At 66.6% G+C, this 13176-nt stretch carries 5 protein-coding genes; 3 read left to right on the top strand and 2 right to left on the bottom strand.

The window, feature by feature from the left end; genetic code table 11:
• Positions 1–168 precede the first annotated feature (168 nt).
• Together AC1MEM_RS22510 and glnE are read right to left on the bottom strand one after the other, a co-directional pair.
• Positions 169–3045, bottom strand: coding sequence for a TonB-dependent receptor domain-containing protein (locus AC1MEM_RS22510; RefSeq protein ID WP_499474316.1), 2877 nt, complete (start codon positions 3043–3045; stop codon positions 169–171).
• 399 nt (positions 3046–3444) lie between these two features.
• Positions 3445–6171, bottom strand: a complete 2727-nt coding sequence (gene glnE / locus AC1MEM_RS22505; RefSeq protein ID WP_499474315.1) for a bifunctional [glutamate--ammonia ligase]-adenylyl-L-tyrosine phosphorylase/[glutamate--ammonia-ligase] adenylyltransferase — start codon at positions 6169–6171, stop codon at positions 3445–3447.
• 174 nt (positions 6172–6345) lie between these two features.
• Here glnE and AC1MEM_RS22500 point away from each other — a divergent pair, with 174 nt between their 5' ends.
• From AC1MEM_RS22500 to tldD, 3 genes are all read left to right on the top strand, one after another.
• On the top strand, positions 6346–10506 hold the full coding sequence (locus tag AC1MEM_RS22500; protein ID WP_499474314.1) for a YhdP family protein: 4161 nt from the start codon (positions 6346–6348) through the stop codon (positions 10504–10506).
• 4 nt (positions 10507–10510) lie between these two features.
• The gene (locus AC1MEM_RS22495; RefSeq protein WP_499474313.1) at positions 10511–11308 is read left to right on the top strand and encodes a carbon-nitrogen hydrolase family protein; all 798 of its coding nucleotides are present in this window, start codon (positions 10511–10513) and stop codon (positions 11306–11308) included.
• A 315-nt stretch (positions 11309–11623) separates the two neighbouring features.
• Positions 11624–13084 carry a metalloprotease TldD gene (tldD, locus tag AC1MEM_RS22490; RefSeq protein ID WP_499474312.1) on the top strand — a complete coding sequence of 487 codons (1461 nt, stop codon included), beginning with the start codon at positions 11624–11626 and terminating at the stop codon, positions 13082–13084.
• The last annotated feature ends 92 nt before the right edge of the window (positions 13085–13176 follow it).

Raw genomic sequence — 13176 nt, 5'->3', positions numbered from 1 at the left:
TCGTGTTTCGTGGGAGTCGCGGCGGTGCCGCACAATCCGCCATGATACCGCAGCGGGGCGGGAAACCCGTGGTGGCGGGGCGGAATTGGCGCGCCCATGAAAAATGCCCGCCGGGCGAACCCGGCGGGCATTGGTCAGGCAGTCAGGACAGGCCTTGCGGCCCGGCCATTAGAAGGCCTGGTTGTAACGCACGTAGACGAAGCGGTCGATCGGCAGGTTGGCGTCGACAGCCGACGAGGATGCTGCGCCCAGCACGGTGGTACGCGGCTTCTTGTCGAACACGTTGTTGGCGCCGACCATGATGGTGCCTTTCCAGGAGGTCTTGTACGACACGCTCATGTCGTTGTAGACCATCGCGCCGAGCTTGTTGTAGCCACGGCCCCAGTTGGCGTTGTCGTTCAGGTTGGAGCATTCGACCGGCGCGGTCAGCTTGTTGCTGTAGCACTTGTCCTTGAGATTGCCGAAGTAGCGGGCAGTCCAGGTAGCGCTCCAGTTACCCATGTTCCAATCGAGCGAGATGTTCGACTTCTGGCGGTAGTAGGCAGTGCCGCCGTCGCCGTCGTATTCGCCGAGCGAGCTGATCCATTCAGCGTCCTGGTCAGCCTTCTGTTCGTACTTGGTCACGAAGGTCGAGTCCGAACGGATGCCGAACTGGCCGTACGGCGTACGCGGGAAGCGGTACGAGAACGACAGGTCGACGCCCTGGGTCTTCAGGCCGCCCAGGTTCAGGTTGCCGCGCGACAGGTTGGTGATCTGGCCGGAGACCGGGTCACGCACGATTGCGTCGCAGAACGACTGCAGGCCCTGCACGTAGCAGTTTTCGGCAACGCGGGTCGCCGAAACGGCCGAGATCAGGTTGTCGACCTTGATGCTGTACCAGTCGAGCGAGCCCGAGAAGCCGGTCAGCCACGACGGGCTGTAGACCAGGCCGATGGTGTTGGTGCGTGCTTTTTCAGGCTGCAGCTTGGTGTTGCCTGCGCCAGCCATGAATGCATAAGCACCCTGTTCGCCGCCCGAATCGCTGATCGGCGCGCCGGTCTGGTTCAGCTGGCGGAAGCCTGCGACTGCGCCGGCCGAGAGGCAGCGCGCATCGACCTGGGCATTGCTGCGCTGGCCGTACTCGCTGTCGCACGGGTCGAGGTACTCGTCGAAGCTCTGCGAGCCGCCACCGAAGGTGTCGCCGACGGTCGGGGCACGGAAGCCCTGGGCCACGGTGCCGCGCACCAGCAGGTCCTTGATCGGCTTCCACATCACGCTGGCTTTGCTGTTGCTGGTGCTGCCGAAGTTGCTGTAGTCCGAGTAGCGGGTTGCCAGGTCGACGCTCAGCAGTTGGGCGAAGCGCACACCCTTCAGGATCGGGATGTTCGTTTCCAGGTAGGCTTCACGCACCTGGTAGCCGCCGCGGGTCGCATTGCCGGCCAGGTCGGACGAGTAGCCCGACTGCTCGAACTGGCCTGGAATATCGTAGCCGCGCACCTGGCGGTGTTCGATACCGCCGGCGACGCCCAGCATGCCTGCTGGCAGCTCCAGCACTTCGCCGCCGATGTTCGCGGTCGCGCTGTTGATGGTGCTGCCGTAGGTCGCCTGGCCGGTCGACATGATGTAGTTGAGGGCTTCCTGGCTGTTGGTGCCCGGGCCGCCGATGATGTTGAACGGCTGGCATGCGCTCAGCAGGACAGGGGCGTCCGGGGTGCCGCACTGGACAACGCCGTTGGCGTTCATGAAGGACGGGCCGAGGGCGTTCTTCAGGTTCAGCAGGTTGATGTTGCCGGTGCCGAGCACGGTGCCCTGGACGGCGCTGTGGTTGTAGCCCACGTCCCAGTTCCAGGCCTTGCCGCGCACTTCGAAGTTGCCCGACAGGGTCGCGTCGATGTGCAGGGTGTTGTTCTGGTTCTCGGTCACGCGCGGCACTTCGACCGTGCGGCGGTAGAAGTACAGGTCTTCGCCGAGCCCGTTCCAGTAGCTGTTGCGATCGACATAGACCGGGAAGGTCGACTGGGTTTCGCTGTTGAGCGGGTAGCCGGCGATCTGCGCGGTCGACTTGCGCTGCGAGTACATGGCAGTGGTGCTGAACTGCATGTTGTACGGCAGTTCGATGGTGCCCTTGGTGAACAGGGTGTCCAGGCGCGTCGGCATCTGGAACATCATCTGCGAGGCGCTGTTGAAGTTGTCCGCAGCGCGGCCATCCCAGTCGTGGTAATTGGCCGGATTGCGCGGATCGGCGCCGACGCCGACGCCGTTGCCGCCTGCGCCACCGGTGTGGTTCAGGACCAGGTCATAGGCAAACTGGCCGTCGGATGGACCGACTTCACCCCATGGACCGACGCCCAGGCCCGCGGTCGGGTGGCGTGGACCTTTTGGATACTTGGTGATCGCGCGGTCGCGCGCCCAGACGGTGCCCTGCTCGGTGTGCGACAGGCCGAACATCAGCGAGGTCTTGTCGCTGTTCGCGCCGTAGGCGATCGAGAAGTCCTTGGCACGGCCGTCGCCCTTGTCGTTGGCGCCGGTGTACAGGCTCAGCTGGCCGCCATCCATTTTCTTCTTCAGGATGATGTTGACCACGCCGGAGATTGCGTCCGAACCGTAGATCGAGGAAGCGCCGTCCTTCAGCACTTCGATACGCTCGATCATGGCCGACGGGATGGTCGACATGTCGGTGTAGCCATCGACCGACTGGGTCCAGCGCTTGCCGTCGACCAGCACCAGCAGGCGGTTCGAGCCCAGGTTGCGCAGGCTGATGTACTGGCCGCCGCTTTCACGGTTCGAGGTCAGCGAGCCGCCGCGGTCGAAGTCCGGCGTACCGGCCGACGACAGCTGGTTCAGGATGTCGCCGACGGTCACCAGGCCGGTTTTCTGGATTTGTTCTTGCGTCATGACCTGGACCGGCTGTGCCGTTTCCAGGTCGACCTGACGAATGCGGGAGCCGGTCACTTCGACGCGCTGCATCGACTGCGCCGCATCCTGGGCGTAAGCGGCATGCATGCCGAGCGTCATACCGCCCAGGCAGATCACACGGATCGACCGGGACAAAATTGTTTCCATCATGTTGCAAAACTCCTCAATTAAAGATCCTCGATGCCTGGGCGGCACCGTCATTCCCATTGCGATTGCGAGGCCGCTGCAGCGCGTGCGCGGTCATGCCGCAATGCAAGGGCGTCATGGAAGCATTGCGGATACAAGCCTGTCAATGGAATGGAAGAGTTAATTGTGAAATGTTGCAAATATGCGTAATTTCAAAAAAGTGAGATTGTGTGAGTCTTGACGAACTGATGCGTAGAGGTTATTGGGAGCGTAAGCGCGACCGGCGCGATGATGCGTCACTTTAAAAAGTGAGATTGTGTGATGATTAACAAGCTGCCGCGCAGGGGGGCTTGCACGCGGCCTGCGTGGACCGGCGGCGGCGGCCGCCGGTCCGGCAGACATGCTTCGTTGCCGGGAGCGCGATCAGTCGAAACAGTGCTGCCACAGACGCCGCACCTGGGCCGCATGGCGCTCGACCAGGGCCGGATCGACCCGCGCCTCCTGGCCCTGCAGGCGCAGCTGGTGCTGGAGCTTGCGCATGGCGCGGTAGGCGTCGGCGGCGGCGCCGGCCAGTCCCGCGTCGATCAGGCCCAGTTCGCCGCTGCGGTGGAGGAGGGCGATGTTGCCGGCATTCGCGGTCAGTTGCGGGTGGTGCGCGGCATGGCGCAGCACGAGGTACTGGACGATGAACTCGATGTCGATCATGCCGCCCTCATCCTGTTTCAGGTCGAACAAGCCGCTGCGGTTCGGCATCGCCTCGTGCATGCGCCGGCGCATTTTCAGCACCTCGGCCTTCAGTTCGGCGGCCTGGGCACTGCGGTCGCGCCGCAGCACGGCTTCGCGGATTTCCTCGAAGCGCGCGCCGATGGCGGCATCGCCCGCGCAGAAACGTGCCCGCGTCAGCGCCTGGTGTTCCCAGACCCAGGCCGCGTTGTGCTGGTAGCGCTCGAAGGCGCCCAGCGAACTGACCAGCATGCCGCTGGCGCCGTCCGGGCGCAGCGCGGTGTCGATGTCGAACAGGATGCCGGCCGGGGTGTGCGCCGTCATCCAGGTGATGAAACGCTGGCCCAGTTTCGCGTAATTCGAGGGCGCCATGTCGTCCTCGTCGTCGAACAGGAAGATGACGTCCAGGTCCGAGACATAGCCCAGCTCCTTGCCGCCCAGCTTGCCGTAGGCGATGACGGCAAAGCGCGGCACCTCGGTGTGGCGCGTGGTGACCGTCTTCCAGGCCCAGCGCACGGTGGCGGCCACGACGACGTCGGCCAGGGCGGATAAATGGTCGGCGAGGCGCTCGACCGACAATTCGCCGGCCAGGTCCAGGGCGAGCAGCCGGAACAGCTGGGCGTGGTGGGCGTCGCGCAGGATGTCGAGCTGGCGTTCGGTGTCGCCCAGCGCTTCTCCCAGCTTCGCGTCCAGGCTGGCGGCGAGTGCCGCCGGCTCGTCGATGCCGCCGCGGTCGTCCAGCAATTCGTCGAGCAGGATCGGGTGCAGGGTGAGGAAAGTCGCAGCCCAGCCGCTGGCATGCATCATGCGGATCACGCGCTCGAGCGTGTGCGGGTATTCGGAGAGCAACGACAGGTAGGCCGAGCGGCGCGCAATGGCTTCGAGAAAATCGAGCAGGCGCCCGAGCGTGGCGCCATGGCTGCCGACGCCGGCTTCACGCACCACCGTCGCTACTTGCGGCAGCGCCAGGTTGACCAGGGCCAGCAGCCGCACGCGGCTGGCGTCGGGCAGGCTTTGCAGGCGCGGCGCGTTCCAGGTCGCCGCCAGGCGCCGTGCGCCGCCGGCCGGGTCGCCATAGCCGAGCGCGCCGAGATGGGACTCGATGGCGGCGATCGCTTCCGGGTCGGCCGCGATCGCTTCCAGCTCCGCGCGCTCTTCCCCGGCGGGGGTGCTCTTGTCGGCGAACATGTCGTCGAACTGGGCGGCAACGAAGGTACGCCGTTCCTCGAGCTGGGCGAGCAGGGTGGCCACATCGGGCAGGCCCATCATGCTTGCCACCACCTGGCGGTCGGCATCGTTGGCGGGCAGGGTATGGGTTTGGGCGTCGTCCAGGTATTGCAGCCGGTGCTCGAGGTTGCGCAGGAAGGTATAGGCTTCCAGCAGGCGTTCGACGGTGTCGGGCGTCATCAGCTCGCGCTCGGCCACCAGGCGCAGGGTCAGCCGCGTCGAGCGCTCGCGCAGGGCCGGGTCGCGCCCGCCGCGGATCAGCTGGAACACTTGCGCCAGGAATTCGATCTCGCGGATCCCGCCACGCCCGAGCTTGACGTTGTTGCTGCGGTCGGGATGCAGGCGTTCCTGGCGTTTCACTTCGGCGCGGATCTGGGCGTGCATGTTGCGGATCGCGTCGATCACGCCGAAGTCCAGGTAGCGCCGGAACACGAACGGCCGCACGATGGCGTCCAGCGCCGCGATGTCTTCAGGCGCGCCGGTCACCGCGCGCGCCTTGACCCAGGCATAGCGTTCCCATTCGCGCCCCTGCACGATCAGGTATTCCTCGACCATGTTCAGGCTGGCGGCGAGCGGGCCGGAATTCCCGTTCGGACGCAGCGCCATGTCGACACGGAAAGTAAAACCGTCCTCGATGACTTCGGACAGGGCGCCGATCAGGCGCCGTCCCAGGCGCACGAAGAATTCGTGGTTCGACAGTTCGCGCTGGCCGGGCCCGGCGGCCGTCTCGCCATCCTCGGGGTAGACGAAGATCAGGTCGATGTCCGACGACACGTTCAGTTCGCCGCCGCCCTGCTTGCCCATGGCCAGCACCATCATTTCCTGGGGGCGGCCGGATTCGGCACCGATCGGCATGCCGTGCGCGGCCACCAGTTCGGCCATCAGGTCGGCCAGGTGGGTGCGGATCGCGAAGTCGGCGAGGCCGGTCATGGCGCTGACAACCTCGTCGAGGTTCGACAAGCCCTCCAGCTCGCGCCGGATCAGGGTCGCCAGCAGGAGATTGCGCAGGCGCCGCATGGCGCGCGGCAGGGGAATTCCGGCAGCCAGCTCGTGCTCCAACAACGCGCCGAAATCCGGGCAAGCCAGCGATAATTGGGCCAGTTGTGCGACGCGCTGCGCACGTCCGGGCGCGGCGTCGATCCAGCGTTGGTAGAAGCGGGAGGCGCAAGCAGCAGGGGAGGCGGAAACAGCATCGGTCATCGGGTGGTCCGGCACGAGTGAAAAAGCGTTCCGGCAAGCAGCTTGCGGTAGAATTGCGCGCCGTGCTGCCCCGGTCAGCAGGATGGTAAGGTAGACGCCGCAACCCTGGCAAGCGCTCTTATTTTTATAGAACCAGACTTACATTTTCGGCGAGCCTTCTTTATTAGCACCTTGATGCAAGACCCGGAACCGCAGGCGCCCGCGGCGCCCGTTCCGCTGGCCGAACGCTGGCGGCGGCTGCGTGCCGCCTACCGCTATGTCAACCTGGCTTCGCACCATGTACTCGGCTTTACCCTCAAGCTGGTGCTGCTCGTCTATTTCGGCCTGGGCATCCTGTTCCTGGCGCTGCGCTACGCCATCCTTCCCAACATCGACCTGTACAAGGGCGACATCGAGCGCGCCGCCAGCCATGCGCTCGGCAACAAGGTCGCCATCGCCCGCCTCTACGCCACCTGGAGCGGCCTGAATCCCTCGCTGTTCCTGGGCGACGTCACGCTCACCGATACGGCCGGGCGCCAGGTGCTGGCGCTGCCCTCGGTGTCGGCCACCTTTTCCTGGTGGAGCGTGCTGGCGGCCGAGCCGCGCTTCGAGACGCTCGAGCTGATCCGGCCCCAGCTCGACGTGCGGCGCGGGCCTGACGGCGTGATCCAGGTCGCCGGCATGCGCATCGACCCGAAACAGGACAAGGGCGGGCCGGGCGGCGACTGGGTATTCCGCCAGCGCGAAATCCTGGTCCGCGAAGGCCGCGTCGACTGGACCGACGCCCAGCGCGGCGCGCCGCTGCTGACCCTGCGCGAGGTCGGCGTGGTGCTGCAGAACCACTGGACGACGCACCGCTTTGCCCTGACCGCGACCCCGCCCGCCGAACTGGCCCAACCGCTCGACGTGCGTGCGCGCTTTACCCATCCGCGTTTCGGCGGGCGCGCATCCGACGTGGCGCGCTGGCGAGGCGAGCTGTACGCCGACCTGCGCGAAGCGGACCTGGCCGCCTGGCGCCGCTACCTCGACTATCCATTCTCCCTGAGCCAGGGGCGCGGCTCGCTGCGCGCCTGGGTCACGCTCGACAATGCACGCCTGGCCGGCTTCACCGCCGACCTGGCGCTGGCCGGCGTGGCCGCGCGCGTCAAACCCGACTTGCCGCCGCTCTTGCTGGCGCGGGTGTCCGGACGCCTGTCAGCCCAGGAGACCTTGCTGCCCGGTAAAGCGGACGGCAAGCCGACGTTTGGCGCCAATGGCCACACGGTCAGCCTGGACAATTTCACGGTGACGACCCACGACGGCCGCGCCCTGCCGCCCGCGACCCTCACCGAAACCTTCGTGCCGGCAAAGGGCGGCAAGCCGCAGCAGGTATCGGTCGAGGCGCGCCAGGTCGACCTGGCGGCCCTGGCCGAGCTGGCGGCACAGTTGCCGCTGTCGCCCCTGCAGCGGCGCGCGCTGGCCGACTTCGCGCCGCGCGGACGCCTGCTCGATTTCGCGGCCTCCTGGAAGGGCCAGTATCCGCACCTGGCCGGCTACCGCATCAAGGGGCAGGTGGACGGCCTCAGCCTGCACCCGCAGGCGGCGCGCGCCGCGGTCGCGGCCCTCCCGGACGCGCCGGCCAACACCGCGCAGCCGGCGATGCCCGCCTTGCCCGGCTTCGACAACCTGTCCGGCGCGATCGACGCGACCGAGAAGGGCGGCAGCATCACGATCGATTCGAACAAGCTGGCGCTGCACATGCCGGCCTGGTTCGCGGACCCGGTCATGCCCCTCGACCGGCTGGCGCTGGGCGCGCGCTGGACCTACCAGCCGCAGGAACAATTGCTGGTCGAGGTCGACAAGCTCGAGTTCGCCCAGGGCGGCCTGCACGGCAACCTGTCGGGACGGCACCTGCTGCCCCTGGGCCCGGGCCACGGTCCGGGCGTGGCCGACATCGAAGGCAGCCTCGACGGCTTCCAGATCGCCCAGGTCGGCCGCTTCCTGCCGCTGGCCACGCCCGAGCATTTGCGCGATTGGCTGGGCACGGCGCTGCAGGGCGGCATGCTCAACGACGTACGCCTGCGCCTGCGGGGGGATTTGGCCGAATTCCCCTTCCGCGCCGACAACGCGACGGCGCGCGCGCGCGGCGAGTTCCGCGTCGCCGGGCGCATCGCCGGCGGCGTGCTCGAGTACGCGCCTTTCCACCGCACGCCCGAAAACAAGCCGGCCTGGCCGCTGGCGGAAAGCATGAACGGCAGCATCGTGTTCGACCGCACGCGCATGGAAATCATTGGCGAGACGGCGCGCACGCAGGGCGTGAACCTCTCCAACGTCAAGGCCGTGATCCCGAACCTGGGCTCGCACGAGATGCAGCTCGATATCGACGGCAATGCCGCCGGCCCGCTGCAGGACTTCCTGCGCTATGTGGCGGCCAGCCCGGTGCCGGGCTGGATCGGCCATTTTACGGACGACACGCTCGGCACCGGCAATGCGCGCCTGGGGCTGAAATTGCAGTTGCCGCTGGCGAACCTGCATGACACCAAGGTGCAGGGCAGCCTGCAGTTGCAGGACAACGAGGTGAGCCTGTTCCCCGACCTGCCGCCGCTGCAGGCCGCCAACGGCAAGATCGAGTTCACCGAGCACGGCGTCAACCTGAATGGCGTCGGCGCCAATTTCCTGGGCGGCCCGCTGGCGCTGTCCGGCGGCACCCAGCCCGGCGGCGCCATCGCGATCCGCCTGGCCGGCACCCTGTCGGCCGAGGGCATGCGCCGTACCGCGCCGGTGCCGGCGATGGCGCGCCTCGGTGCGCGCCTGTCGGGCAGCACGCGCTATGGCGGCCTGGTCGCCGTGCGCGACCACCAGCTCACGGTCACGCTCGACTCGAACCTCGCCGGGCTCGGCATGGAATTCCCGGCGCCGCTGAACAAGCCCGAGGCGGACGCCTTGCCGCTGCGTTTCGTCCTCACGGGCGCGCCCACCACGGCTGATGGCACCGGGCGCGACGAACTGCGCCTGTCCTTGGGCAATGCGGTAGCCGCGCGCTATGTGCGCAGCAAGGCCCCGCACGGCGCGTGGACGGTCGAACGCGGCGGCATCGGCGTCAACCTGCCGGCCCCGGAACCGGATGACGGCATGATGATCAACGTCGACATGAAGTCCCTGAATGTCGACGCCTGGCTGAACACGGCACGCGCGATTGCCGGCGACAACGATGCCGGCGGCGCCGGTGCGGCCGCTGGTCCCAATTTTGCCCAATACGTATTGCCGACGACGATCGCGGCGCGCGCCTCGGAACTGTTCGTCGGCGAACGGCGCATGGCCGACGTCGTGGTCGGCGCCACGCACCGCGGCAACGTATGGCAGGCCAACATCCATTCGCGCCAGGCCACCGGCTATCTCACCTGGAGCGAAGGGCAGGGGCAGGGCGTGGGCAAGGTCACGGCGCGCCTGGCTTCGCTCGTGATCCCGGAGTCGCAGGCGGCCGAGGTGAAGGAGCTGCTCGAATCGAACCGCGGCGCCAGCGCCTCGATTCCCGCGCTCGACATCGTGGCCGAGCGTTTTGAACTCTTCAATAAACAATTCGGGCGCCTGGACCTGCAGGCGAGCAACGTACAGGCGCTGGCCGGCAAGGAATGGCGCATCGACCGCCTGTCGCTGACCAACCCGGACGGCCAGCTGAAGGCGACCGGGCGCTGGCTGACGAAAGACGGCAAGAGCAATACCGGCATGAATTTCACGCTCGACATTTCGGATGCCGGCCGCCTGCTCGACCGCCTCGGTTTCCCGGAAACCCTGCGCCGTGGCAAGGGCAAGCTCTCAGGCGACCTGTCCTGGAGCGGCGTGCCCTACGCGCTCGACATCCCGACGCTGTCGGGCCAGATCGAGATGAACGTGACCAGCGGCCAGTTCCTCAAACAGGACCCGGGCGCGGCCAAGCTGCTTGGCGTGCTCAGCCTGCAGGCGCTGCCGCGCCTCCTGAAGCTCGATTTCCACGACGTGTTCTCGGAAGGCCTCGCTTTTGACGCCATCAGCGCCAACGCGATGATCACGCGCGGCGTCGTGAAGACCGACAACCTGAAAATGCGCGGCGTGGCCGCAACGGTGCTGATGGAAGGCACGGCCGACATCGCCAACGAATCGACCGACCTGCACGTCGTGGTGATTCCCGAATTTAACCTCGGCACCGGACCGCTCGTGTATGGCCTGGCGGTCAACCCGATCATTGGACTGGGCTCCTACCTCGCGCAATTGTTCCTGCGCGCGCCGGTGATGAAGGCGCTGACTTACCAGATGCGGATCACGGGCCCGTGGAAATCGCCTACCATTGTCAAACTCGACAACCCGCCGGCCCCCGCGGCCGCCAAAGCGAAGGAATAAGAAGATGACCCGTGTCGCCGCAGTCCAGATGGTGTCGACCCCCGACGTCGACCACAACCTCGCCACCGCGCGCCGCCTGGTCGGCGCAGCCGCCGCCGGCGGTGCGACGCTGGTGACCTTGCCGGAATACTGGCCGATCATGGGCATGACCGACGTGGACAAGGTGCGCCATGCCGAAGCGGAAGGCCAGGGCCCGATCCAGGATTGCATGGCGGCGCTCGCCCGCGAGCACGGCATCTGGCTGGTCGGCGGCACGCTGCCGCTTGCTTCGCTCGAGGACGGCAAGGTGCTCAACACGACCCTGGTCTACGACCCGCAAGGCGCCTCGATCGGCCGCTACGACAAGATCCACCTGTTCGGCTTCAACAAGGGCAGCGAATCCTACGACGAAGCGCGCACCATCGTGCCGGGCGCGACGGTGAGCTGCTTCGAGGCGCCGTTCGGCCGCGTGGGCCTGTCGGTCTGCTACGACCTGCGCTTTCCCGAGCTGTACCGCGCGATGGGCGAATGCGCGCTCATCGTCGTGCCGGCCGCGTTCACCCACACGACCGGCAGCGCGCACTGGGAAGTCCTGCTGCGCGCCCGCGCGATCGAGAACCAGTGCTATGTGCTGGCCTCGGCCCAGGGCGGGAAGCACGCCAATGGCCGCCGCACGTTCGGACACAGCATGCTGGTCGATCCCTGGGGCGAAGTGAAGGATGTGCTGCGCGAAGGCGAGGGCGTGGTGTCGGGCGAGCTGGATCCGGCGTTTTTGGCCTCGGTGCGCGAGAGCCTGCCGGCGTTGCGGCATCGGAAGCTGTGATCCGTCCGATCTTGCCCGGAACCGTTGCGTAACGTAGGGTGGGCACTCGTGCCCACGCGTTCGTGCCATTGCGTGCCGCAATGCGTCCAACAGCGGGATCGCCAGCGCACATGATGTTTTGTTGCAATATCACGGTGCAAAGGGGCGACCGCGTGGGCACGAGTGCCCGGTGAAACCGTCATTGAAGCCATTGGCTTCAATGCCCCCTACGATTTGCTGACATCCGGGCTCCAGGAACGCCGCGTCCGTACCGGTACGATCCGGGCGGATATGGCACAATGCCCGAATCCAACCGAGACCACGACAAGACGCAAAATGACCCCATTCGAACCGAATCTTTCCTCCCTGGCTGTCGCGCGCGATGTGCTCTTGAGCCCGTTTGGCCTCGACGAAGGCAAGTTGCTACGCACGCTGGGCACGATGTTCACCCACAAGGTCGACTACGCCGACCTGTATTTCCAGTTCACCAAGAGCGAAGGCTGGAGCCTGGAAGAGGGCATCGTCAAGACCGGCAGCTTCTCGATCGACCAGGGCGTGGGCGTGCGCGCCATCTCGGGCGAGAAGACGGCCTTTGCCTATTCCGATGAAATTTCCGAATCCGCGCTGCTGGACGCGGCCGCCGCGACGCGTACGATCGCGCGCGCCGGCGCCGGACGCGTGAAGATCGCAGCGACGACGACGCCGACCGGCGGCCGCTCGCTCTACCTGCCGCGCGATCCGCTCGTCTCGCTCGACGCCACCGCCAAGGTGCGCCTGCTCGAGCGCGTCGAGAAGATGGCGCGCGCCAAGGATCCACGCGTGGTGCAGGTAATGGCGGGCCTGGCCGGCGAATACGACGTGGTGCTGGTGGTGCGCAGCGACGGCGTCCTCGCGGCCGACATCCGTCCGCTGGTGCGCGTGTCCGTCACCGTGATCGCCGAACAGAACGGCCGGCGCGAAACCGGTTCCTCGGGCGGCGGCGGCCGTTTCGACTACGGCTATTTCGACGATGCCATCCTCGAGCGCTATGCCGATGAAGCGGTCAAGGCGGCCCTGGTCAACCTCGATGCGCGCCCGGCGCCCGCCGGCCCGATGACGATCGTGCTCGGACCGGGCTGGCCCGGCGTGCTGCTGCACGAAGCGGTCGGCCACGGCCTGGAAGGCGATTTCAACCGGAAAGGTTCTTCGTCCTATGCCGGCATGATCGGCCAGCGCGTGGCCGCCAAGGGCGTCACCGTGGTCGACGACGGCACGCTGAAGGACCGCCGCGGTTCGCTCAACATGGACGACGAAGGCAACCCGACCCAGTGCACGACGTTGATCGAGGACGGCATCCTGAAGGGCTATATCCAGGACACGATGAACGCGCGCCTGATGAAGATGCCCGTCACCGGCAACGCGCGCCGCGAATCCTTCGCCCACTTGCCGATGCCGCGCATGACCAATACCTACATGCTGGCGGGCGACAAGGACCCGGCCGAAATCCTGGCTTCGGTCAAGAACGGCCTGTACGCGGTGAACTTCGGCGGCGGCCAGGTTGACATCACGAACGGCAAGTTCGTGTTCTCGGCCAGCGAGGCCTACATGATCGAAGACGGCAAGATCACCTATCCGGTGAAGGGCGCGACCCTGATCGGCAACGGGCCGGAGGTCATGAACCGCATCTCGATGATCGGCAACGACATGGCGCTCGACTCGGGTGTCGGCGTGTGCGGCAAGGAAGGGCAGAGCGTGCCGGTGGGCGTGGGGCAGCCGACCTTGCGGATCGATGGGGTGACGGTGGGCGGTACGGCCTAAGGTTTGCTGCTGCGATAAATGAAATGCCCGGCACTGCCGGGCATTTTTTTCGTCGGTGCTTCGCGAACGGATGAGCTTAACCGTAGGGTGGG

The sequence above is a fragment of the Telluria sp. AIW5 genome (genome assembly GCF_056680575.1).
Note: the sequence above shows the minus strand (reverse complement) of the source record. Positions and strands in the feature narration are given on the sequence as shown.